The 21,850-nt window shown below is 74.9% G+C and carries 19 protein-coding genes; 7 read left to right on the forward strand and 12 right to left on the reverse strand.

Annotated features, from left to right (window positions below; translation table 11 throughout):
- Nucleotides 1-24: 24 nt before the first annotated feature.
- Nucleotides 25-2,604 (reverse strand): Rne/Rng family ribonuclease, encoded by a 2,580-nt coding sequence (locus tag IEW90_RS08950; RefSeq protein ID WP_188717797.1) that lies wholly within the window; start codon nucleotides 2,602-2,604, stop codon nucleotides 25-27.
- A 226-nt stretch (nucleotides 2,605-2,830) separates the two neighbouring features.
- The gene (leuE, locus tag IEW90_RS08955; RefSeq protein ID WP_188717798.1) at nucleotides 2,831-3,514 is read right to left on the reverse strand and encodes a leucine efflux protein LeuE; all 684 of its coding nucleotides are present in this window, start codon (nucleotides 3,512-3,514) and stop codon (nucleotides 2,831-2,833) included.
- A gap of 140 nt (nucleotides 3,515-3,654) precedes the next feature.
- Here leuE and IEW90_RS08960 point away from each other — a divergent pair, with 140 nt between their 5' ends.
- Complete coding sequence (locus IEW90_RS08960) at nucleotides 3,655-4,311, forward strand: vitamin K epoxide reductase family protein (protein ID WP_188717799.1); 657 nt, start codon at nucleotides 3,655-3,657, stop codon at nucleotides 4,309-4,311.
- Nucleotides 4,312-4,365: 54 nt separating this feature from the next.
- Here IEW90_RS08960 and ndk read toward each other — a convergent pair whose 3' ends face one another.
- The 7 genes from ndk to IEW90_RS08995 all read right to left on the reverse strand — a co-directional run bounded on the left by ndk (nucleotide 4,366) and on the right by IEW90_RS08995 (nucleotide 13,274).
- Nucleotides 4,366-4,776 carry a nucleoside-diphosphate kinase gene (gene ndk / locus IEW90_RS08965; RefSeq protein ID WP_188717800.1) on the reverse strand — a complete coding sequence of 137 codons (411 nt, stop codon included), beginning with the start codon at nucleotides 4,774-4,776 and terminating at the stop codon, nucleotides 4,366-4,368.
- A 111-nt stretch (nucleotides 4,777-4,887) separates the two neighbouring features.
- Nucleotides 4,888-5,298: a DUF4233 domain-containing protein gene (locus IEW90_RS08970; RefSeq protein WP_188717801.1), complete on the reverse strand. Its 411-nt coding sequence runs from the start codon at nucleotides 5,296-5,298 to the stop codon at nucleotides 4,888-4,890.
- On the reverse strand, nucleotides 5,295-6,782 hold the full coding sequence (locus IEW90_RS08975) for a bifunctional folylpolyglutamate synthase/dihydrofolate synthase (protein ID WP_188717802.1): 1,488 nt from the start codon (nucleotides 6,780-6,782) through the stop codon (nucleotides 5,295-5,297). Before IEW90_RS08975 ends, IEW90_RS08970 begins: the two co-directional genes overlap by 4 nt.
- Nucleotides 6,779-10,072: an isoleucine--tRNA ligase gene (gene ileS / locus IEW90_RS08980; RefSeq protein WP_188717803.1), complete on the reverse strand. Its 3,294-nt coding sequence runs from the start codon at nucleotides 10,070-10,072 to the stop codon at nucleotides 6,779-6,781. The genes IEW90_RS08975 and ileS overlap by 4 nt, the downstream gene beginning before the upstream one ends.
- A 273-nt stretch (nucleotides 10,073-10,345) precedes the next feature.
- A complete protein-coding gene (locus IEW90_RS08985) occupies nucleotides 10,346-11,203 on the reverse strand; it encodes a hypothetical protein (RefSeq protein WP_188717804.1) in 858 nt (285 codons plus the stop codon).
- Entirely contained in the window at nucleotides 11,200-11,910 is a 711-nt protein-coding gene (locus IEW90_RS08990) for a LuxR C-terminal-related transcriptional regulator (RefSeq protein WP_188717805.1), read from the reverse strand. Before IEW90_RS08990 ends, IEW90_RS08985 begins: the two co-directional genes overlap by 4 nt.
- Entirely contained in the window at nucleotides 11,898-13,274 is a 1,377-nt protein-coding gene (locus IEW90_RS08995; protein WP_229679570.1) for a sensor histidine kinase, read from the reverse strand. Before IEW90_RS08995 ends, IEW90_RS08990 begins: the two co-directional genes overlap by 13 nt.
- A gap of 142 nt (nucleotides 13,275-13,416) precedes the next feature.
- Here IEW90_RS08995 and IEW90_RS09000 point away from each other — a divergent pair, with 142 nt between their 5' ends.
- Together IEW90_RS09000 and IEW90_RS09005 are read left to right on the forward strand one after the other, a co-directional pair.
- A complete protein-coding gene (locus IEW90_RS09000) occupies nucleotides 13,417-13,896 on the forward strand; it encodes a hypothetical protein (RefSeq protein WP_188717806.1) in 480 nt (159 codons plus the stop codon).
- Nucleotides 13,896-14,741, forward strand: a complete 846-nt coding sequence (locus tag IEW90_RS09005; protein ID WP_188717807.1) for an aminotransferase class IV — start codon at nucleotides 13,896-13,898, stop codon at nucleotides 14,739-14,741. Before IEW90_RS09000 ends, IEW90_RS09005 begins: the two co-directional genes overlap by 1 nt.
- A 118-nt stretch (nucleotides 14,742-14,859) precedes the next feature.
- On the opposite strand, the gene IEW90_RS09010 is transcribed toward IEW90_RS09005, so the two are convergent.
- Nucleotides 14,860-15,483: a helix-turn-helix domain-containing protein gene (locus tag IEW90_RS09010; RefSeq protein WP_188717808.1), complete on the reverse strand. Its 624-nt coding sequence runs from the start codon at nucleotides 15,481-15,483 to the stop codon at nucleotides 14,860-14,862.
- A 79-nt stretch (nucleotides 15,484-15,562) separates the two neighbouring features.
- Here IEW90_RS09010 and IEW90_RS09015 point away from each other — a divergent pair, with 79 nt between their 5' ends.
- Complete coding sequence (locus IEW90_RS09015) at nucleotides 15,563-16,924, forward strand: MFS transporter (RefSeq protein WP_229679571.1); 1,362 nt, start codon at nucleotides 15,563-15,565, stop codon at nucleotides 16,922-16,924.
- 15 nt (nucleotides 16,925-16,939) lie between these two features.
- Here the strand turns inward: IEW90_RS09015 and IEW90_RS09020 are convergent, their stop codons facing one another.
- Nucleotides 16,940-17,758: a fructosamine kinase family protein gene (locus tag IEW90_RS09020; protein ID WP_188717810.1), complete on the reverse strand. Its 819-nt coding sequence runs from the start codon at nucleotides 17,756-17,758 to the stop codon at nucleotides 16,940-16,942.
- A gap of 62 nt (nucleotides 17,759-17,820) precedes the next feature.
- Between IEW90_RS09020 and IEW90_RS09025 the strand changes: the two genes are divergently transcribed.
- The 3 genes from IEW90_RS09025 to IEW90_RS09035 all read left to right on the forward strand — a co-directional run bounded on the left by IEW90_RS09025 (nucleotide 17,821) and on the right by IEW90_RS09035 (nucleotide 20,939).
- Complete coding sequence (locus tag IEW90_RS09025; RefSeq protein WP_188717811.1) at nucleotides 17,821-18,003, forward strand: hypothetical protein; 183 nt, start codon at nucleotides 17,821-17,823, stop codon at nucleotides 18,001-18,003.
- A gap of 147 nt (nucleotides 18,004-18,150) precedes the next feature.
- Nucleotides 18,151-20,709 (forward strand): valine--tRNA ligase, encoded by a 2,559-nt coding sequence (gene valS / locus IEW90_RS09030; protein WP_188717812.1) that lies wholly within the window; start codon nucleotides 18,151-18,153, stop codon nucleotides 20,707-20,709.
- Nucleotides 20,709-20,939, forward strand: coding sequence for a hypothetical protein (locus IEW90_RS09035; protein WP_188717813.1), 231 nt, complete (start codon nucleotides 20,709-20,711; stop codon nucleotides 20,937-20,939). Before valS ends, IEW90_RS09035 begins: the two co-directional genes overlap by 1 nt.
- 63 nt (nucleotides 20,940-21,002) lie before the next feature.
- On the opposite strand, the gene IEW90_RS09040 is transcribed toward IEW90_RS09035, so the two are convergent.
- Nucleotides 21,003-21,797, reverse strand: a complete 795-nt coding sequence (locus IEW90_RS09040) for a methyltransferase domain-containing protein (RefSeq protein WP_188717814.1) — start codon at nucleotides 21,795-21,797, stop codon at nucleotides 21,003-21,005.
- Nucleotides 21,798-21,850: the final 53 nt, after the last annotated feature.

Below are 21,850 nucleotides of genomic sequence, written 5' to 3' on the forward strand. Positions count from 1 at the left end.
CTCCCCTGCAGTTGCGCGAGGGCCTCAGCGGCCCTGCTCGTCCGGCTTCGCGGTGATGATGCCCGAGGAGGCGCGGCGCGAGCGGCGCTGGCTGCGCGCGGCCGCCTTGCCGGTGCCCGCCTCCGGCGCCTTGAGCGCGTCGAGCGCGCCGCCCAGCAGGCCGTCGAGCTCCTCGGCCGTCGCGTGGCGGCCCTCCTGCTCGCCCGCCGCCTCCACCGGGATGTCGAGGATCGTCACGACCGGCTCGGCCGCCGCCTCCTCGGCCACGGCCTCGACGGCCGCCGCCGACGGCGCCACGATGCCCGACACGGGCTCGGCGTCGCGGTGCTCCTCGGCCGGCTTGCGGCCCGCGGAGGCGATCTGCGAGAGGCCCTTGCGGAGGTCCTCCGTGATCGCGTGCGTGCCGCCGTGCGACTGGTGCTGCTGGCTCTGCTGCGACTCCGTCTGCGACTGCTGGTGCTGCTGCTGGTCGCCGCCCTTGCCGCCGCGGCCGCGGCGGCGCCCGCCGCCGTTGCCGCCGCCCTGCTCCGACTGCTGGCGCTGCGGCTTCGAGACGGGCTCGTGGTGCACGATGATGCCGCGGCCGGCGCAGATCTCGCACGGCTCCGAGTACGACTCGAGGAGGCCCAGGCCGAGCTTCTTGCGGGTCATCTGCACGAGGCCGAGGCTCGTGACCTCGGCCACCTGGTGCTTCGTGCGGTCGCGCGAGAGGCACTCGACGAGGCGGCGCAGCACGAGGTCGCGGTTCGACTCGAGCACCATGTCGATGAAGTCGATGACGATGATGCCGCCGATGTCGCGCAGGCGCAGCTGGCGCACGATCTCCTCGGCCGCCTCGAGGTTGTTCCTCGTGACGGTCTCCTCGAGGTTGCCGCCGGCGCCGACGAAGCGGCCCGTGTTGACGTCGACGACCGTCATCGCCTCGGTGCGGTCGATGATGAGCGAGCCGCCCGAGGGCAGCCAGGCCTTGCGATCGAGCGCCTTGTCGATCTGCTCCGCGATCCGGAAGTGCGAGAACGGGTCGTCGGTGCCCTCGTAGGCCTCGACGCGGTCGAGCAGGTCGGGCGCGATCGCCTCGAGGTACTCGCGGATCGTCGTGAGGGCCTCCGAGCCCTGGATGACGAGCTTCTGGAAGTCCTCGTTGAAGACGTCGCGGACGATCTTCACGAGCAGGTCGGGCTCGGCGTGCAGGCGCTGCGGGGCGCTGCCCGAGGCCTTCTGCTGCTGGATGCGCTCCCACTGGCGGGTGAGGCGCTCGACGTCGCGCGTGAGCTGCTCCTCGGTGGCGCCCTCGGCGGCGGTGCGCACGATGACGCCCACGCCCTCCGGCAGCACCTGCTTGAGGATCTTCTTCAGGCGTGCGCGCTCGGTGTCGGGCAGCTTGCGCGAGATGCCGTTCATCGACCCGCCGGGCACCGACACGAGGTAGCGGCCGGGCAGCGAGATCTGGCTCGTGAGGCGCGCGCCCTTGTGGCCCACCGGATCCTTCGTGACCTGCACGAGCACCGTGTCGCCGGGCTTGAGCGCGAGCTCGATCTTGCGGGGCTGGCCCTCGAGCTCGGCGGCGTCCCAGTCGACCTCGCCCGAGTAGAGCACGGCGTTGCGGCCGCGGCCGATGTCGACGAACGCGGCCTCCATGCTCGGCAGCACGTTCTGCACGCGGCCGAGGTAGACGTTGCCGATGAGGCTCGACTCCGACGCCTTCGCGACGTAGTGCTCGACGAGGATGCCGTCCTCGAGCACGGCGAGCTGCACTCGGTCGTGCTTGGAGCGCACGATCATCTGGCGCTCGACGGCCTCGCGGCGTGCGAGGAACTCGGTCTCGGTGACGACGGTGCGGCGGCGGCCCGCGTCGCGGCCCTCGCGGCGGCGCTGGCGCTTCGCCTCGAGGCGCGTGGAGCCCTTGACCTTCTGCGGCTCGGTGATGAGCGGCTTCTCGTCGTCGGCCTCGCGGCGGCGCGGCGTGCGCGAGGAGCGAGAGCGGCGCGAGCGGCGGTTCGAGGGCTCGTCGTCCTCGTCCTCCTCGTCGTCGCCGTCGATCGCGGGCAGCGCCGGGAGGACGGAGAGGTCGGGCGCGTGGAAGAGGAGGCCGAAGGGGCCGGCCGGCTGCTCCGGCAGCGCGAGCGCGGCCTGCAGCGCGGCGTCGGCGTCGGAGGGGGCCTCGGCGTCGCCCTCGTCGTCGGCGGGTGCCTCGGCGGGGTCGTGGAGGCCGGGCTCGTGGCCGGGCTCGGCGTCGCCCTCCGGCAGCGCGGGCGCTGCCTCGTCGGCGTGCTCGGCGTGCGCGGTGCCGCGGACGGCCGTGGCGCGCTTGCGGCGTCGCGCGGGCGCGGCGGCGGCGTCGGCCTGCGGTTCGGCGGCCTGCGCCTCACCGGGCTGCTCCTCGCCGGCCTCGTGCTCGGCGCCCTCGGGCTGCCCGTCGGCGTCGGCGTGCGGCACATCGGCCGCCTCCACCACTTGGGGCGCGGCCTCGTCGGGCGCGGCCTGCTCGGGCGCGACGTGCTCGGCCTGGACCTGCTGATCCTGGTCGTGCTGGGCCTCGGCCTGCTGGGCGTCGGTCTGGTCTGCTGCGGTGCCCTCGGGGAGGGTCGGCTCGTTGTCCACCATCGCTGGCGTGCTCCTGTCGCGACCGGCGCCGCCGGTCGGAATCTCTCGCTCGCGATCCGGGGCGCGCCCGGCGCGAATCCTTGCCTGTCACCCCCTCTCGGGGGTGGCCCGGGCGAAGCGTCGCTGCCCGGAAAAACCTGTGCGTGCGCCCGTCGGGCGCGCTAGCGGGCAGTCTAGCGCACGTGCCCCGGATCGGCCCCGTCGACCGGAACGGCGATCCGCGTCGTCAGGGCAGCACGACGCGGACGGCGAGCGCGACGAACGCGGCCGCCGCCGCGAGGGTGCCGACGATCGCGAGCCGGCCGTGCGGCTGCACGCGCCGGCCGATGCGCGCGCCGACGAGCACGAGCAGCGTGAGGTAGGCGGCCGAGACGACCTCGAGGATCAGCATGAGAATCACGAGGTCGCCGAGCGGCGTCGGCGAGGCGGGGTCGATGAACTGCACGAAGAACGAGGCGAGGAACAGGATCGCCTTGGGGTTCAGCAGGCTCGTGACGAGCGCCGTGCGGTACGGCGAGAGCCGCGGGCTCGCGATGATCGGGTTCGGCGTCGTCGGCGGCTGGATCGGGTTCTCGGTCGGCTCCGGCTCCGCGCGGTGCGCACGCCGGGCGAGGATGCGCTGCACGGCGCTGCGCACGAGGCCGAGGGCGAGCCACAGGAGGTAGAGCGCGCCGGCCCAGACGAGCACCGTGTAGACCACCGGATTCGCGGCGAGCGCCTGCGCCGAGAGCACCGCGAGCACCATGAGCACCGCGTCGCCCGTGAACACGCCGAGCATGGCGCGGAAGCCGGAGCGCGTGCCGGCGCGCAGGGCCGTCGTCGCGACGTAGAGGCTGTTGGCGCCCGGCAGCAGCACGATGACGACGACGCCCGCGGTGAACGCGGCGAGCGTGGCGAGGTCGAAGCTCATCGGGACTCCTCGGATCGATGGATGCGGTGCCGGGCGGGACGCTCGCGGTGCCGGGCGGTGCGGTCGTTCATGGCAGATGCAGGGCTTCGGGCGCCGGGGTGCGGCGCGGCCTGCTGGCAGGATGTGGAGCAGGAGGTCCCATGAGCACCCGCACCGCCCCCGCGCCCGCCGCGCCCGCATCCGAGCCGACCGCGGCGCACGTCGCGGCGCCGCGCTGGCTCGGCGCGCTGCTCGTCGTGACCGGCCTCATCGGCCTGCTCGGCGCCTTCGCGCTCTCGGTGGAGCGCATCGAGCTGCTGCTGCACCCGGAGGAGCAGCTCTCGTGCGACCTCAACCCGTTCCTCTCGTGCTCGGGGGCGATGGAGTCGGAGCAGGGCCGCGTGTTCGGCTTCCCGAACCCGTTCCTCGGCCTCATGGCGTTCCCCGCTCCCATCATCATGGGCGTGCTCGCCCTCGCCGGCACGCGCCTGCCGCGCTGGGTGTGGGGCGTCTTCTCGCTCGGCGTGCTCGGCGGGCTCGTGTTCGTGCTGTGGCTCTTCGGCCAGTCGGTGTTCGTGCTCGGCTTCGTGTGCCCGTGGTGCTTCCTGGTGTGGATGGGCATGTACGCCATGGCCTTCCCGCTGTTCACCTGGGCGATCGGCGCCGGCGCGATCCCGGCGCCCGCGGGGCTGCGGCGCACCGCGGCCCGCTTCTCGAGCTGGGGCTGGGTGCTGTCGCTCGCGCTCGCCGTGGCGGTCGTGCTGACGATCATGGTCGCCCTGCCGGGCATCCCGCGCTTCCTGCTCGGCGGCCTCTAGCCGCCGACGCGACGACGCCCCGGGCCGCTCGGCCCGGGGCGTCGTGCGTGCGGGTCAGGCGAACCAGAGCGCGAGCTCGCGCGCGGCCGACTCCTCCGAGTCGGAGCCGTGCACGAGGTTCTGCTGCACCTTCAGCCCCCAGTCGCGGCCGAGGTCGCCTCGGATCGTGCCGGGCGCGGCGGTCGTGGGGTCGGTCGTGCCGGCGAGCGAGCGGAAGCCCTCGATGACGCGGTCGCCCTCGAGGCGGATCGCGACCGAGGGGCCCGAGAGCATGAACTCGACGAGCGGCTCGAAGAACGGCTTGCCCTGGTGCTCGGCGTAGTGCTCCTCGAGCAGCGCGCGCTCCGGCTGCACGAGCTGCAGGTCGGCGACCACGTAGCCCTTCGCCTCGATGCGGGCGAGGATCTGGCCGGTCAGCTGGCGGCGGACGCCGTCGGGCTTGATGAGGACGAGGGTGCTCTGCATGGCGCCCAGCCTATCGACGGCGGAGGCCCCCGCAGCGCCCGGGAGGGCGGCCGCGGGGTCCTCGGATGCGCGTGCCCGGGTCGGTGGGCCGGGTCGGGCGTGCGGGGCCCGTCAGGCGCCGGGCGCCCCGCGCGGGTCGAGCCCCGCGGCGCGCCGCTGGCGCTCGATCTGCCGCGCCTTCGCGAAGCAGTAGATCCAGAGGCCGATGAGGACGACGGCGACGACGCCCCACACCGGCTCGAACCAGGTGAGGGCCGCGACGAGCACCTGCACGCCGAGGCTCGGGATCCAGCCCCAGGGCCGCGAGAGCAGCGGCATCGTGAGCACGAGCAGCGCCACGACGACGAGGAACGCGACGGGCGCCGGCCAGTCGCGCGTGACGCCCCACGTGGCGAGCGCGCCGAAGAGCAGGCCGGCGGCCTGCAGCGTGTGGGTGATGCGCAGCAGCGCCTCCATGGCGCCGCGCGCGGGGCGCCGGCGCACGGGGCGGGCGGCGTCGGGCGACTGCGGGGCGTCGCTCATCGCTCCTCCTCGTCGGTGATGCGGATCTCGGCGGCCTGGCGGCGCGCGTCGGGGCGCACGAGCCAGCCCGCCTCGCGGGCGTGCACGAGCACGTCGCCGAGCAGCGTGATGGAGCCGGTGACGACGACGGCGCCGGCGCGGTCGACGGCCGCGTCGCGCGCGGCCTCGAGCGCCGTGCCCAGGTCGGGCTCGACGAGCACGCGCTCGGCGCCGAGCACCCGCACGGCGACAGCGGCGAGCTCGTCGGCGTCGAGGGCGCGCTCGGACGTCGACTGCGTGACGACGACCTCGTCGACGACGGGCTCGAGCGCCTGCAGCACGCCCGCGGCGTCCTTGCCCGCGAGCACCCCGAGCACGAGCGTCACCCGCTCGAGGCCGAAGAACTCGCCGAGCGCGACGCGCAGCGCCTCGGCGCCGTGCGGGTTGTGCGCGGCGTCGACGACCACGAGCGGGCCAGCGCCGATCGCCTCGAGCCGGCCGGGCGAGGTCGCGGCCGAGAGGCCCGCCGCGAGCACCTCGCCGGTGAGCGGCTGGCGTCCGCCGCCGAGGAAGGCCTCGACCGCGACGATCGCGAGCGACGCGTTGCGGCCCTGGTGGGCGCCCATGAGCGGCACGAGCTGGTCGATGTACTCGGCGGCGAGGCCGCGCACGGTCACGAGCTGGCCGCCCACGGCGACCGCGTGCGACTCGAGCGCGAAGTCGCGGCCCTCGACGAGCAGCTGCGCGCCCACCTCGGCCGAGCGCTCCTCGAGCACCGCGAGCGCCTCCGGCTCCTGCACGGCCGACACGACGAGCGCGTCGGGCTTGATGATGCCCGCCTTCTCGCGCGCGATCGCCTCGATCGTCGTGCCGAGCCGGTTCGTGTGGTCGAGCGCGATGGGCGTGATGACCGCGACGTCGCCGTCGGCGACGTTCGTCGAGTCCCACGTGCCGCCCATGCCCACCTCGAGCACCGCGACGTCGACGGGCGCGTCGGCCATGACGGCGATCGCGAGCACCGTGAACGCCTCGAAGAACGTCAGCCGCCGCTCCCCCGCCGCCTCGAGCTCCGCATCCACCATCTCGAGGAACGGCGCGATGTCCTCGTAGCCGCGCGCGAAGGCCTCGTCGGTGACCGGCTCGCCGTCGATGAGGATGCGCTCGTTGACCCGCTCGAGGTGCGGGCTCGTGAGGAGCCCCGTGCGGAGGCCGTGGGCGCGCAGCAGCGCGTCGACCATGCGGGCGGTGGAGCCCTTGCCGTTCGTGCCGGTGAGGTGCACGACGCGGAACGACCGCTGCGGGTCGCCGAGCAGCTCGACGGCGCGGCGGGTGGCGGCGATGCGCGGCTCGACGGCCTGCTCCCCCGCGCGGGCCAGCAGCGCCTCGTAGGCGGCCGCCGCGGCCTCGCGGTCCTCGAGGGAGTCGAGGATGCGGTCGTCGACGTCGCGCTCGCGGTCGTCGTCGGGCAGCTCCGGCAGGTCGGGCAGCGAGAGGCCGTCGCTCATGCCTGCACCGCCTCGGCCGACGGGACGCGCTCGAGCGAGATCGACAGCGGCGAGCCGTCGCCCACGCGGTACGCGGTGCCGCCGTCGGCGAGCTCGCCCGCCGAGTCGTCGACGCGCTCGAGCACGACGTCGACCGCGAGGGTCTCGCCGGCGACGAGCGCGCGGTTCGCCTCGAGCGCCGCGACGCCGTGGGCGTCGGAGCCGAGGACGAGCCGGATGCGGTCCGAGACGTCGAGGCCCGCGTCGCGGCGCGCCGACTGCACGGCGCGCACGACGTCGCGCGCGAGGCCCTCGGCCTCGAGCTCGGGCGTCGTCGCCGTGTCGAGCACGACGAAGCCGCCGCCGGGCAGGAAGCCCACGGCCGCACTGTCGTCGGCGACCTCGAGCGCGAGCTCGTACTCGCCGGGCTCGAGCGCGATGCCGCCCGCGACGACGGTGTCGCCGTCGAGCGACCAGTCGCCCGCGCGGGCCGCCTGGATGGCCGTCTGCACGCCCTTGCCGATGCGGGGGCCTGCGGCGCGCGCGTTCACCTGCAGGCGGCGCGTGATGCCGTAGCGCTCGAGCGCGTCGTCGCCCGCGGCCTCGAGCACGACCTCGCGGACGTTGAGCTCGTCCTGCAGCACCGCGGCGAAGCGCTCGACGTCGACGGTGCCGACGACGGTGAGGCGCGGCAGCGGCAGGCGCACGCGGCGGCGGGCCTGCTTGCGCAGCGCGTTGCCGACGCTCGCGATGGCGCGCACCGCGTCCATCTGCGCGACGAGCGCGTCGTCGGCGGGCAGCTCGGCGGCGTCGGGCCAGTCGGTCAGGTGCACGGAGCGCTCGCCGGTCAGGCCCTTCCACACCTCTTCCGCCACGAGCGGGGACAGCGGCGCGGCGACCCGCGTGAGCGTCTCGAGCACCGTCCAGAGCGTGTCGAACGCCTCCGAGCCCTGCCCGTCGGGGCCGACGCCCTCCCAGAAGCGGTCGCGCGAGCGGCGCACGTACCAGTTCGTGAGCACGTCGAGGAACTCGCGCACGGCGAGGGTCGCGCCGGTGCCGTCGAGCGCCTCGAGGCTGGCGGTGGCCGTCTCGACGGTCGTGCGCAGCTTCGCGAGGATGTAGCGGTCGAGCACGTCGGTCGACGCGGTCGAGCGCTGCGCGAGGTGCGGCTGGCCGTCGGCGGCGCGGTTGGCGTAGGTCGAGAAGAAGTACCAGGTCGACCACAGCGGCAGGTGGAACTGCCGCAGCGCCTCGCGGATGCCCTCCTCCGACACGACGAAGTTGCCGCCGCGCAGGATCGAGCCCTGGAGCAGGTTCCAGCGCACCGCGTCCGAGCCGTAGGCATCGAACGACTCCGTCACGTCCGGGTAGTTGCGGCGCGACTTCGAGGCCTTGAAGCCGTCGTCGCCGAGGATGATGCCGTGGCTGATGACGTTCCGGAACGCCGGCCGCCCGAAGAGCGCCACCGACAGCACGTGCAGCACGTAGAACCAGCCGCGCGTCTGCCCGATGTACTCGACGATGTAGTCGGCCGGGTGGTGCGTCTCGAACCAGCGGGTCGCCTCGAACGGGTAGTGCACCTGCGCGAACGGCATCGAGCCGGAGTCGAACCACACGTCGAGCACGTCGGGGATGCGGCGCATGGTGCTCCGCCCCGTCGGGTCGTCGGGGTTCGGGCGGGTCAGCTCGTCGATCGCCGGGCGGTGCAGGTCGGTCGGGCGCACGCCGAAGTCGCGCTCGAGCTCGTCGAGCGAGCCGTACACGTCGGTGCGCGGGTGCTCGGGGTCGTCGGAGACCCACACGGGGATCGGGCTGCCCCAGTAGCGGTTGCGGCTGATCGACCAGTCGCGCGCGCCCTCGAGCCACTTGCCGAACTGGCCGTGCTTGACGTTCTCGGGCACCCAGGTGATCTGCTCGTTCGCCGCGATGAGGTCGTCCTTGATGGCGGTGACGCGCACGAACCAGCTCGACACGGCCTTGTAGATGAGCGGCGTGCGGCAGCGCCAGCAGTGCGGGTACGAGTGCACGTAGCTCGCCTGCCGCAGCACGCGGCCGGCCTCCTTGAGCATCCGCGACAGCGGCTTGTTCGCCTCGAACACCTGCTGGCCGGCGACCGGCGCGACGGCCGGCAGGAAGCGCCCGCCGTCGTCGACCGAGAGGATCGTCGGGATGCCCGCGGCGTTCGTGATGCGCTGGTCGTCCTCGCCGTAGGCGGGCGCCTGGTGCACGATGCCGGTGCCGTCGCCGGTGGAGACGTAGTCGTCGACGAGGATGCGGAAGGCGCGCTCGGTGCCCCACTGCTCGGCGTCGGCGTAGAAGTCGAAGATCGGCTCGTAGAGCACGTCGGCGAGGTCGGCGCCGACGACGGTGCGCTCGATCGCGGCGGTCGCGGCGTCCGCGTCCTCGTAGCCGAGGTCCTTCGCGTGGCTCGCCACGAGCGGCTCGGCGAGCAGGAACGAGCCCTCGCCCGCCGTGGTGCCGGCCGGGCCCGCGGGCACGACGGCGTACGGGATCGCGGGGCCGACCGCGAGCGCCAGGTTCGTCGGGAGCGTCCACGGCGTCGTCGTCCACGCGAGCGCCTTGACGCCGACGAGGCCGAGCGCCTCCGCGCGCTCGCCGCGCATCGGGAAGGTGACGGTGAGCGTCGTGTCCTGGCGGTCCTGGTAGACGTCGTCGTCCATCCGGAGCTCGTGGTTCGAGAGCGGCGTCTCGTCGCGCCAGCAGTACGGGAGCACGCGGTGGCCCTCGTAGGCGAGGCCCTTGTCGTGGAGCGTCTTGAACGCCCACATCACCGACTCCATGTAGTCGAGGTCGAGGGTCTTGTAGCCGCCCTCGAAGTCGACCCAGCGGGCCTGGCGGGTGACGTAGTCCTCCCACTCGTCCATGTAGCGCAGCACGGACTCGCGGGCCTTGCCGTTGAAGACGTCGACGCCCATGGCCTCGATCTCGGCTTTCTCGGTGATGCCGAGCTGCTTCATGGCCTCGAGCTCGGCCGGGAGGCCGTGCGTGTCCCAGCCGAACACGCGCGGCACCTGCTTCCCGCGCATCGTCTGGAAGCGCGGGAAGACGTCCTTGGCGTAGCCGGTGAGCAGGTGGCCGTAGTGCGGCAGGCCGTTGGCGAAGGGCGGGCCGTCGTAGAAGACCCACTCGGGGCAGCCCTCGCGGCGCTCGAGCGAGGCGCGGAAGGTGTCGTCGCCCTTCCAGAAGGCGAGGATGCCGCGCTCGATCGACGGCAGGTCGGGGCTCGCGACGACGGGGGCGTCGCCCGAGAGGGGGTAGCGGTGCTGCTCGGTCACGCTGGTCTCCTGCATCCTTCTGCTGCCCAATGCCTGGGCCTTCTCGGATGCGGGGACGCTCTCGCGCGGTACCACCCCGCTTGCGGCCGCCCCGTCGGGGCGGACGCCGCTTCGTGCTCGGGCGATGACGGGCCTGAACCGTTCGGATCTACTGGGCCCTCTCGGGCCGTTCTGCCGACCGCTCCCCGGTGATGGCCGGATCGATGCGTGTGCCTCGATGGTAGCGCGGCCGACCGCCCGGATCGAGCCCGAAGGGCGCGGGTCCGGGCGGTCGGCCGGTCGCTGCTGCTAGCGCTCGCCGCGCAGCACCACGCTGCCGGCGCTCACCGTGGCGTCGATCGTCGAGGCGGCGTCCTGGTCCTCGTCGACGAGGATGCGGGCGCTGCCGGCCGAGACGTCCTGGGTGACGGCGTAGTCGCCGCCCGGCACGTCGAGCTCGATGCTGCCGGCGCTGGCGCTCGCGACGATCGACGACGGCTGGTCGCCCGTGAGAGCGCCGATCACGCGGCCCGCGCTGACGTCGAGGCCGACGTCGCCGGCGACGGCGAGGTCGAGGCGCGCCTCCCCGGCCGCGACCTCGATGTCGAGGGAGTCGGCGCTGCCGGCGACGTCGAGGCCGCCCGCCTGGAGGCCGAGCACCACGGCGTCCCAGTCGCCGTCGGCGTCGAGGCTGCCGGCCTGCACCTCGGCGGACAGGTCGAGCCCGTCGCGCTCGAGGGCCGCGGGGAGCGTGAGCACCGCCCGCTGCTCGCCGCCGCGGCGGTCCCAGTCGCCCCAGCCCCAGCTCCACCCGTCGCTGTCGCCGTCGGCCCAGCCGAAGCCGGGGCCGAAGAGGCCGCGGTGGCGCTCGGTGCCGACGACGATCGCGCCGCCCTCGCGCTCGAGCGACCACGAGCTGCGCGGGGTGCCCGAGCTCGTCACCTCGAGCGTCGCCTGGCCGACGTCGCCGAAGACGACCTGGACGTCGGCGGCCTCCGTCGCGATGCGCAGCTCGTCGGCGCCCGCGGCGTCGACGGACCAGGAGCCGTTCGTCGCGTCGTGCGACGCGAGGCCGCGGACGACGCCGCCGCCGACGGCGAAGAGGGCGCCGAACGAGCCGAGGACGATGAGGACGACGCTGATCCAGCGTCCGGGTCGGGTGGTCATCGGATGCCTCCGTCGGTGCGCGGCGCTCCGGGCGCCGGGTGGTGGGGGTGCGCGCCGCTCGCCTCGGGCGCGTCGAGGTGGGCGAGCACGGCGAGCACGCGGCGGTTGCCCGCCTCGGGCTCGAGCTCGAGCTTCTGGAACACCGCCGAGATGTGCTTCTCGACGCTGCCCTCGCTGATGAACAGGCGACCGGCGATGGCCTGGTTGGCGGCACCCTCGGCCATGAGCGCGAGCACCTGGCGCTCGCGGGGCGTGAGCCGCTCCATGCGGCCGTCGCGGCGGCGGCGCGTGAGCAGCTGGCTCACGACCTCCGGGTCGAGCACCGTGCCGCCCTCGGCGACCTGCCGCACGGCCTGGAGGAAGTCGGCGACGTCGGCCACGCGGTCCTTGAGCAGGTAGCCGAACCCGGCGGGGCCGCTCGCGATGAGGTCGGCGGCGTAGCGCTCCTCGACGTACTGCGAGAGCACGAGCACGCGCGGCCGGTCGCCGCGGGCGCGGATGCCGATGGCGGCGAGGATGCCCTCGTCGGTGCGGGTCGGCGGCATGCGCACGTCGAGCACGGCGAGGTCGGGGTCGTGGGCGGCGATCGCGGCCTCGAGCGCCGTGGCGTCGGGCAGCTGCGCGACGACCTCGTGGCCGGCGTCGGCGAGCAGGCGCGCGAGCCCCTCGCGGAGGAGGACGGAGTCCTCGCAGATCAGGATGCGCACGGCAGCTCCACCTCGATCGCGGTCGGTCCCCCTGCGGGGCTCGTGAGGGCCAGGGTGCCGCCGGCGCCGGCGATGCGGTGCGCGAGGCCGTCGATGCCGCCGCCGACCTGCCGGACGGCGCCGCCGATCCCGTCGTCCTCGACGCGTGCCCAGAGGACGGCGCGGCCGTCGGGGGCGGTGCGGGTGCGGATGGCGACGCGGATGCGCGAGGCGCGGGCGTGCTTCTGCGCGTTCGTGATCGACTCGGCGATCGCGAAGTAGGCGGCGGTCTCGGCCTCGCGGGAGCAGCGGCGGTCGATGCGGGCGTCGACCTCGACGGGCACGGTGCTGCGGGCGGCGAGGGCCGAGACGGCGGCGTCGAGGCCGCGGTCGTCGAGCACGGCGACGTGGATGCCGCGGGCGAGCTGCCGCAGCTCGGTGACGGCCGACTTCGAGGACGCGTGGGCCTCGTCGATGAGGGCGCGGGCGGCGGCGGGGTCGGTGTCGATCTTGTCCCGCGCCATGCCGAGCTGCATCGCGATCGAGACGAGCCGCGGCTGGACGCCGTCGTGGAGGTCGCGCTCGATGCGGGTGCGGTCGAGGTCGGCGGCGCGCACGGCGCCCTCGCGCTGCACCCGGCTCTCGCGCGCCTCCCGCTCGAGGCGCTCGCGCTCGTCGGGCACGAGCAGCGCGGTGGTGATGCCGCGGTGCGCGTAGGCGGCGCCGAGCGTGCCGCCGATGCCGCCGACGAGCGCGAGCGAGCCGACGAGCGGCGCCCACTCGACGGGCACGACGTAGCCGAAGTAGGGCACGGCGACGCTGTCGGCCGCGCCGAGCGCCGCGAAGGCGAGCGGGCCGCCGAGGCCCGCGAGCCCCAGGAGCGAGACGGTGATCGATCCGAGCAGGCTCGCGAGGAAGAAGCTCAGCACCGCGCGCCAGTGCTGGCCGTCGGCGACGATGCGCAGGAGCGTGTGGGGCACCCGCAGCCAGTCGGTGCGCGGCGAGCGGCGGAGCTGCGCGGGCGGCACGGGCACGCCGTAGAGGCCGGCGACGCGCTCGCGCTCGAACCAGGCGACCGCGAAGATGGCCAGCAGCGCGAGGGCGAGGAGGCCGAGGCCGACGACGAGCAGCAGCGTGCCGACGCCGAGCGCGACGAGCACGCCGATCGCGGTGAGGATCGGGATGCCCATCGCGCCGAGCACGGCGAGGTGCGCGACGGTCGCGGCGATGGGGGCGAACGAGCGGCGGGCGCGGGGCGCGGCGGGCGCCGCGACGTCTGCCGCGGAGGCCGCGGCGGGCTGTCCCGGGCCGGGCGCGGGGCGGGCGCCGGGCGCTGCCGACGGGCTCGGCGTGCCGGCCGCGGCGGGGGCATCGGAGGAGGTCATGGCTCCACGCTAGGCGCGCGGCGGCCGCGCGGCCCCGGGGGTCTCCGGAAGCCCTCCGGGGGCTTTCCCCCACCGCGCATCCCCCGGGGTGGCCCCGGGTGGCCCCGGCGGTCCGCATAGGCGCCGCCGGTACCCTCGCCGCATGACCGACACGCGACTCCGCACCGCCGTCGCCGGCCTCGTGCTCGCCGCAGGCCTCCTCGTGGGCGGCTGCGGCCTCCTCCCCTCGCCCGCGCCCTCGTCGAGCGCCGCGGAGCCCTCCGGCTCGGCCACGGGCGAGCCCGGCACGCAGGCCGAGCAGTGCGCCCAGGTGCTCGCGCAGGTGCAGTCGATCGGCGACGACATCGGCCGCCTCGGCGAGATGGTGACGAACGACCCGTTCGGGGCGCTGGGCCTGCTCACGAGCATCTCGGAGCGCGTCGGCAGCCTGCAGGCGCAGGTGACCGACCCCGAGCTGCTCGAGCGGATCGGCGAGATCCAGACCGGCTGGGACGCGCTCGTCGCCGACGCGCAGGAGTCGCTCGGCGCGGGCGACGCCTCGGGCCTGCAGCGCGCGGCCGACCAGGTGGCGCAGCTCGGCCAGCAGGTGACCGAGCTCCAGCAGTTCTGCACGGGCGCCTGATGGCCGCGCACGCGCCGCTGCTGGCGCTCCTCGACGGCACCCTCGCCGACATCGCGAGCCCGCTCGTGCGCGCCGACGACCTCGGCGTCGTGCGCGGCGACGGCGTCTTCGACGCGACGCTCGTGCGCCGTGGCGCCGTCCGCGACCGCGAGGAGCACCTCGACCGGCTCGAGCGCTCGGCCGCGATCCTGCAGCTCCCCGCGCCCGACCGCGCCGGCTACGGCCGCGCGATCGACGCGCTCGTCGCGGCGTGGGACTTCGGCGCCGCGCCGGAGGCGCTCATCCGCCTCGTGCTCACGCGCGGCCCCGAGGGCGGCGGCGAGCCGACCGCCTTCGCGATGATGCTGCCGCTCTCGCCCGCGGCGATCGCGGAGCGCGACCGCGGCGTCTCGATCACCCTGCTCGGCCGCGGCCACGACGGCGACGAGGTCGCCGCGATGCCGTGGCTCCTGCCCGGCGCGAAGAGCCTCTCGTACTCGATCAACATGGCCGCGAAGCGGCACGCGGTCGCGCACGGCTTCGACGACGTCGTCTTCGTCGCGCCCTCGGGCCAGCTGCTCGAGGGACCGACGTCGACGCTCGTCGTCGACCGCGGCGGCCGGCTCGCGACGCCGCCGCAGGACGGCATCCTCGCCTCGATCACGCTCGATCACCTGCTCCGCGACGCCCCCTCCGCCGGGCTCGAGGTGGCGTTCGAGCCGATGGAGCCCGCCGACCTGAGCGCGGCCGACGGCGCCTGGCTGCTCTCGTCCGGGCGTCTGCTCGCGGCGATCACCGCCGTCGACGGCGAGCCGATGCCGCGCTCGCCGCTCGACGCGGCGCTGCGGCGGGTGCTCGACGTCTAGCGCCCGCTCGGAGCCCGCCTGACGCTCGATCCCGCTCAGGTGGACCCGATCCTGCGTCGTGAACCCGAACAATCGGGTCCAGCACGCAGGATCGGGTCCAGCTGCAGCGGCGGTGCGGTCAGCCGCCCGCGGCGCCGGCCGCGAGCGGGCCGACCGCGGCGGCGACGGCGTCGGAGGCGGTGCCCCGGTCGGGCGCGGCGGCCCAGGCGACGACCGCCGCGGCAGCGGCGGCGACGAGCGCCACCGGTGCGACCGCCGCGCCCGGCGACTCCGGCAGCGCGTCGCGCTCGAGCGCGAGGCGCAGCGCCGCCCGCTCGACGAGCGGCTGCAGGCGCGCGGGCGCCGCGTCGCGGAGCGCCTCGGCCGCGCCCATCGCGGCGGCGTCGCGCAGCGCGGCCGGCGGCGCGGCACCCCACGGCGCGACCGCCGCCGCGAGCGCCTCGGCCAGCGCGGGGACCGCCGCGCCGGCCGCGGCGTCGAGCGCCTCGCCCGCACGGCCGATCGCCGCGTCGAGGTCGGCCCAGAGCGCATCCGCCTTCGAGTCGCAGTAGGCGAAGAACGTGCCGCGCGAGACGCCCGCCCGGCGGGCGACGTCGTCGACGCTCACGGCGTCGTAGCCGCGCTCGAGGAACAGCTCGAGGGCGGCCTCGTGGATGGTCGCGGCGCTCGACGCGCGCGGCCGGCCCGGCCCTCGCGCGCCGGGCGTCGATCGCGGGCGAGCCGCGGATCCCTCGCGTGCCATGGGAATCCTTCCTCCGGGGCTATTGTTGCACCCGGTATCGCAACCCCGCCGCGCATCCGCGGCCTCCCGAGGAGCACCTGTGACCAGCATCCCAGCCGGCAGCCCGGCGACCACCACCCAGGCGCGCAGCAGCAGCCGACGCGTCGCCGCAGCCGCGACCGTCGGCACGGCGCTCGAGTCGTACGACTTCTACGTCTACTCCTACTTCGCCGCGTTCTTCGCCGCGCCGTTCTTCTTCGACGCGCTCGGCGAGACCGGCGGCCTGCTCGCGGCCTTCGCCACGATCGGCATCGCCTTCGTCGTGCGCCCGATCGGCGCGATCGTGTTCGGGCACCTCGGCGACCGCATCGGCCGCCGCCGCACGCTGCTCATCACGATCGCCCTCATGGGCGTCGCGACGGGCCTCGTGGGCCTGCTCCCGACGGGCGAGGGCTGGGCCGCGTTCGGCGCGGTCGCGCTCGTCGTGCTCCGCATCGCGCAGGGCCTCTCGCTCGGCGGCGAGTGGGGCGGCGCCGTGCTCCTCGCGACCGAGCACGCCGACGCGCGCCGGCGGCCGTTCTTCGCCTCGCTGCCGCAGCTCGGCTCCCCCATCGGCTCGGTCGCCGCCGGCGGCCTCATGCTGCTCATGTTCTTCGGGCTCGGCCCGGAGGCGATGGTCGCGTGGGGCTGGCGCGTGCCGTTCCTGCTCGCCATCCCGCTCATCGCGGTCTCGCTGTACCTGCGCTGGTCGATCGACGAGACGCCGGTCTTCAAGGAGCTCGCCGCCAAGGGCGAGCGCTCGCGCATGCCGGTCGTCGAGGCCGTGCGCTCGCAGCCGGCGGCGTTCGGCGTCGCGATCCTCGTGGCGCTGCTCGGCATCGGCTCGTACTCGCTCATGAACACGTACACGATGGGCTACGGCGTCACGCGCCTCGGCTACGACGAGATGCAGCTGCTCGCGGCGGCGACGATCGGCGGCCTGCTGCAGTTCATCACCGTGCCGGCGTTCGGCTGGCTCGCGACCCGCATCGGCTCGGCGCGCGTCGTCGCGATCGGCGCCGTCGGCACGCTGCTCATCGCGTTCCCGATCTACTGGCTGCTCGGCTCGGCCACGTTCGCGGTGCTCGTCGCGCTCATGGTGGTCGGCGGCATCCTGCCGACCGCCTCGTGGGCGGCGCTCGGCGGCACGATGCAGGAGCTCTTCCGCGGCCGCCACGCCTACTCGGCGCTGTCGCTCGCGTACGCCATCGCCGCGGTCGTCTCGGGCTTCATCCCGACGCTCACCGAGGCCCTCGGCTCGGCGACCGGCGGCGCCTGGTGGCACCCGGGCATCGTGCTCGCCCTGCTGTCGGCGCTCACGCTCGTCGGTGCGATCGCCGCGGGCCGGATGCGTCGCCTCGGCGACCAGGACGCCGACGCCGCGCAGGCGGCCGAGCCCGAGCGGATCCCCGAGCCCGCCTGACCCGGGCAGCGCGGTTCAGGCGAGCGAGCGGGCGACCGCGAGCGCCTGGGCCGCGTAGCCGCCCCCGAAGAGCATCGTGTGCACGAGCAGCGGCTGCAGCTGCTGCATCGGGATGCGCTCCCGCCAGCCGTGGGCGAGCGGCGACGCCTCGTCGTAGGCGGCGAGCACCTCGGCCAGCCGCGGCAGGCCGAAGAGCGCGAGCATCGCGAGGTCGGTCTCGGCGTGGCCGCCCTGCGCGTGCGGGTCGATGAGCACGGCGCCCGTGTCGACGTCGCTCCAGAGCACGTTGCCGGCCCACAGGTCGCCGTGGAGCCGCGCGACGCCGTCGACGAGCGCGGGCTGGGGCGCATCGAGCTCGCCCGCGGCCATGCGGTCGACGGCGCGGTCGAGGACGCGCGCGTCGGCCGCGTCGAAGGCGCCGGCGTCGACGCAGCGCACCAGGATCGGCCGCACGGCGGTCGCGGCCCAGGCTTCGCCCCAGCCGGACCACGAGGACGCGGCGCTCCCGACCGGCGACACCGCGAGCGGCGTGCGCGACGACCCCACCTCGAACGGCGGCGCGGCGCCCGGCGGCGGGCACGCGTGGTGCGGGGCGCCGGAGGCGTGGAGCAGCGCGAGCGAGCGCCCGAGGGCGGCCGCGCGGGCCGGCGTCGCCGGCTCCTCGTCGACGCGCGCCACGCGCAGCGTGCGCCCGCCGTCGTCGAGCCGGGCACGCGCGATCCGCGTGCCGCCGGCCACCTCCGCCTCGGCGAGCCACGCGAGGCCCGCCGCCTCCATCGCGAGCGCGTGCGGCGCGCCCGCGTGCGCGCGCTTGACGACCTCCGCATCCGACATGCCCCCACCCTGCCACCGCGGCCTCCACGGCCCGTCCGGGTGCGCGCGGATACCGTGGACGCATGGCCGACCGCACCCGCAAGCCCGTCTCGATCGCCCTCTTCGTCGTCGCGGCGATCTGCTTCGGGATCGCGGCGCTGCTGCAGGCCGACCAGCTGAGCCAGGTGCTCTTCGGGCTGGCCGCCGCCGCCATGGCCGTCGCCGCGCTCATCGAGTGGCGCCGCCAGGCGCGCCAGCGCGGCTGACGACCGCGAGCGCCGCGCCCCACGACGCCCCGCCGCGAACAGGCCGGGCCTGTCGCGGCCGGGCGCCTACACTGGCCTGACGACAACCAGGCATCAGCCGGACAGCCCGGCTCTGACGCGATGCCGCGCACAGGGAAGCGAGACGCCATGAGCGCCATGCCCGAGAAGCCCGCCCTCGAAGGACTCGAGGAGAAGTGGGGCGCCCGCTGGGAGCAGGACGGCACGTACCGGTTCGACGCCGCGGGCCGCACCCGCGACGAGATCTACTCGATCGACACGCCCCCGCCCACCGCCTCCGGCTCGCTGCACATCGGCCACGTCTTCTCCTACACGCACACCGACGTCGTCGCCCGCTTCCAGCGCATGCGCGGCAAGCACGTCTTCTACCCGATGGGCTGGGACGACAACGGCCTCCCCACCGAGCGCCGCGTGCAGAACTACTACGGCGTGCGCGTCGACCCGACGCTCCCCTACGACCCGCAGTTCACGCCCCCGCAGGAGGGCGGCGAGGGCAAGAGCGCGAAGGCCGCCGACCAGGTGCCCGTCTCGCGCCGCAACTTCATCGAGCTCTGCGAGCGCCTCACCGAGGAGGACGAGGAGAAGTTCGAGCACCTGTGGCGCTCGCTCGGCCTCTCGGTCGACTGGTCGCAGACGTACCGCACGATCTCGGACGACGCGCGCCGCACCTCGCAGCTCGCCTTCCTCCGCAACCTCGAGCGCGGCGAGGCGTACCAGGCGGATGCGCCCACGCTGTGGGACGTCACGTTCCGCACCGCCGTGGCCCAGGCCGAGCTCGAGGACCGCGAGCAGCCCGGCGCCTACAGCACGCTGCTCTTCACGAGCCAGGACGGCGACCTGCGCATCGACACGACGCGCCCCGAGCTGCTGCCGTCGTGCGTGGCCGTCGTCGCGCATCCCGACGACGAGCGCTACCGCCACCTGTTCGGCACCACCGTGACGACGCCGGTGTTCGGTGTCGAGGTGCCCTTCGTGGCGCACGAGCTCGCCCAGATCGACAAGGGCACGGGCGTGGCGATGATCTGCACGTTCGGCGACGTCACCGACGTGACGTGGTGGCGCGAGCTCGACCTGCCGAACCGCTCGGTGATCGGCTTCGACGGCCGCTTCCAGGCGGAGGCGCCGGAGGCCCTCGCGAGCGAGGCCGCGCAGGCCGCCTACGCCGAGCTCGCGGGCAAGACCGTGTTCAGCGCCAAGAAGGCGATGCTGGAGCTGCTGCAGGAGGCCGGCCGCGTCATCGGCGAGCCCCGCACGATCACGCACCCGGTGAAGTTCTTCGAGAAGGGCGACAAGCCGCTCGAGATCGTCTCGACCCGCCAGTGGTACATCCGCAACGGCGGCCGCGACGGCGACCTCCGCGAGCGCCTCGTGGAGCTCGGCCGGCAGATCGAGTGGCACCCCGAGCACATGCGCACCCGCTACGAGAACTGGGTGAACGGCCTCAACGGCGACTGGCTCATCTCGCGCCAGCGCTTCTTCGGCGTGCCGATCCCCGTCTGGTACGCGCTCGACGAGGAGGGCCAGCCCGACCACGCGCAGGTGCTGCTGCCGCGCATCGACCAGCTGCCGCTCGACCCCTCGAGCGACGTGCCCGACGGCTACGACGAGTCGCAGCGCGGCGCCCCCGGCGGCTTCGCCGGCGAGGTCGACGTCATGGACACGTGGGCCACCTCGTCGCTCACGCCGCAGCTCGCGGGCCGCTGGGCCGACGGGCAGGACCTGTGGTCGCTGCTCGCGCCGTTCGACCTGCGCCCCCAGGGCCAGGACATCATCCGCACCTGGCTCTTCTCGACGCTGCTCCGCTCGGCGTTCGAGGACGGCCGCGCGCCGTGGGCGCACGCGGGCATCTCCGGCTGGATCCTCGACCCCGACCGCAAGAAGATGTCGAAGTCGAAGGGCAACGTCGTCACCCCGCAGGGCATGCTCGACGAGCACGGCTCGGACGGCGTGCGCTACTGGGCCGCGTCGTCGCGCCTCGGCGCCGACGCGACGCTCGACCCGCAGAACCCGAAGATGGTGAAGATCGGCCGCCGCCTCGCGATGAAGGTGCTGAACGCCGCCCGCTTCGTGCTGTCGATGGAGGGCGAGCCGGGCGCCGTGACGCAGCCGCTCGACGCCGAGATGCTCGCCGAGCTCGCCGACGTCGTGCGCGTCGCCACCCGCTCCTTCGAGGGCTACGACCACGCGAAGGCGCTCGAGGCGACCGAGGCGTTCTTCTGGACCTTCTGCGACGACTACCTCGAGCTCGTCAAGGAGCGCGCCTACTCGGGCGACGCCGAGGGCCGCGGCTCCGCGATCGCGGCGCTCCGCACCGCCATCGACGTGCAGCTGCGCCTGCTCGCGCCGTTCCTGCCCTTCGCCACCGAGGAGGTGTGGTCGTGGTCGCACGAGGGCTCGATCCACGCCGCCGCGTGGCCGACGCCCGACGACCTCGGCGCCGAGCACGGCTCCACCGGCATGCTCGGCACCGTCGGCCAGGCGCTCATCGGCATCCGCCGCGCCAAGACGGACGCGAAGGCCAGCCAGAAGACGCCCGTCGCCTCCGCGGTCATCGGCGTGCCGGCCGCGCACCGCGAGCACATCGAGGGGGCCGCCGAGGACCTCCGCGCCGTGGGCCGCATCCGCGACCTCCGCATCGAGGACGCCGAGGAGCTCGTCGTGCGCGACATCGTGCTCGAGGAGGCCTGATGCAGATCGGCACGCGCTGGCCCGTCGGCGGCGAGGCCCCGGCCTCGGTGCCGGTGGCGATGCGCGCCGCCATCGACGACGAGGAGCGCACGCTCGTCGAGCTCGGCGCCGACACCGCGTCGTGGCGCTGGACGCTCACGTGGCTCGAGGGCCTGCCGGTCGTCGAGCTCGACGACGGCACGACCATCCGGCTCGACGGCGACGACGTCGTCGTGACCCGCGAGGACTGAGCCCGGCTCCCTCCGCAGGACGACATGAGGCCCCCAGGCGCGATGCCTGGGGGCCTCCACGCGCTAGCTGCGGGCGAGGATCCAGCCGTGCAGCATCGCCATCCAGCCGTCCTCGTCGTCGCGCCACGCGGCCCAAGCATCCGAGATCGCCTGCCGCTCGGCGGCGTCGGCCAGGCCGTGCCGCTCTGTGCCGTCGGCGAACGCCGAGTGCAGCGCCCGCTCCACCCACTGGCCGCCCCAGAACGCCCGCCCGCCCGGCGACTCGAAGCACCAGGTCTCCACGTCGGTCTCGACGCTCGCGAAGCCCGCGGCGCGCGCCCACGACTTCAGCCGCGCACCGGCGTCGCCGTCGCCGCCGTTCGCCGCCTGGAGCGCGACCATGATCTCCCGCCAGCGCGCGAGCGGCGGCGTGAGGGGATGGATGGTCGTGGCCGAGTAGACGACGTCGCGCGCCGCCACGAGGTCGCCCACCGCGCGCCAGGCGGCGAGCGCCGCCACCGGCTCGCCGAGGTGCTGCAGCACCTGGTGGGCGTGCACGACGTCCCAGCGCTCGCCGGGCGTGGGGGCGTACGCGTCGCCGACGTGGAACTCGACGTTGGCGACCCGCGCCTCCGCGGCCGCGGCGCGCGCGGTCTCGACCACCTCCGCGCTCGCATCGATGCCCACCACGAGGCCGCGCTCCCCCACCCGCCGCGCGAGGTCGATCGTGATCGAGCCCGGGCCGCAGCCGACGTCGAGGATGCGCATGCCCGGCTCCACGAGCGGCGAGAGGTAGGCGGCCGAGTTCGCGACCGTGCGCGCCGCGTGCGCGCCGACGACGCTCGCGTGGTGGCCGTGCGAGTAGGTGGCGGCGGTCATGGCCGCATCCTACGACCGCCGCGGCGCGCGGCCGCCGCCCGGCCGGCGCCCCG

It is taken from the genome of Agrococcus terreus (genome assembly GCF_014645235.1).
In the GTDB taxonomy this organism is placed as follows: Bacteria; Actinomycetota; Actinomycetes; order Actinomycetales; family Microbacteriaceae; genus Agrococcus; species Agrococcus terreus.

Coding starts and splice junctions, on each gene's coding strand:
- IEW90_RS08950 (WP_188717797.1), bottom strand. CDS start 2,604: ATGGTGGACAACGAGCCGACCCTCCCCGAGGGCACCGCAGCAGACCAG.
- leuE (WP_188717798.1), bottom strand. CDS start 3,514: ATGAGCTTCGACCTCGCCACGCTCGCCGCGTTCACCGCGGGCGTCGTC.
- IEW90_RS08960 (WP_188717799.1), top strand. CDS start 3,655: ATGAGCACCCGCACCGCCCCCGCGCCCGCCGCGCCCGCATCCGAGCCG.
- ndk (WP_188717800.1), bottom strand. CDS start 4,776: ATGCAGAGCACCCTCGTCCTCATCAAGCCCGACGGCGTCCGCCGCCAG.
- IEW90_RS08970 (WP_188717801.1), bottom strand. CDS start 5,298: ATGAGCGACGCCCCGCAGTCGCCCGACGCCGCCCGCCCCGTGCGCCGG.
- IEW90_RS08975 (WP_188717802.1), bottom strand. CDS start 6,782: ATGAGCGACGGCCTCTCGCTGCCCGACCTGCCGGAGCTGCCCGACGAC.
- ileS (WP_188717803.1), bottom strand. CDS start 10,072: ATGCAGGAGACCAGCGTGACCGAGCAGCACCGCTACCCCCTCTCGGGC.
- IEW90_RS08985 (WP_188717804.1), bottom strand. CDS start 11,203: ATGACCACCCGACCCGGACGCTGGATCAGCGTCGTCCTCATCGTCCTC.
- IEW90_RS08995 (WP_229679570.1), bottom strand. CDS start 13,274: ATGACCTCCTCCGATGCCCCCGCCGCGGCCGGCACGCCGAGCCCGTCG.
- IEW90_RS09000 (WP_188717806.1), top strand. CDS start 13,417: ATGACCGACACGCGACTCCGCACCGCCGTCGCCGGCCTCGTGCTCGCC.
- IEW90_RS09005 (WP_188717807.1), top strand. CDS start 13,896: ATGGCCGCGCACGCGCCGCTGCTGGCGCTCCTCGACGGCACCCTCGCC.
- IEW90_RS09010 (WP_188717808.1), bottom strand. CDS start 15,483: ATGGCACGCGAGGGATCCGCGGCTCGCCCGCGATCGACGCCCGGCGCG.
- IEW90_RS09020 (WP_188717810.1), bottom strand. CDS start 17,758: ATGTCGGATGCGGAGGTCGTCAAGCGCGCGCACGCGGGCGCGCCGCAC.
- IEW90_RS09025 (WP_188717811.1), top strand. CDS start 17,821: ATGGCCGACCGCACCCGCAAGCCCGTCTCGATCGCCCTCTTCGTCGTC.
- valS (WP_188717812.1), top strand. CDS start 18,151: ATGAGCGCCATGCCCGAGAAGCCCGCCCTCGAAGGACTCGAGGAGAAG.
- IEW90_RS09035 (WP_188717813.1), top strand. CDS start 20,709: ATGCAGATCGGCACGCGCTGGCCCGTCGGCGGCGAGGCCCCGGCCTCG.
- IEW90_RS09040 (WP_188717814.1), bottom strand. CDS start 21,797: ATGACCGCCGCCACCTACTCGCACGGCCACCACGCGAGCGTCGTCGGC.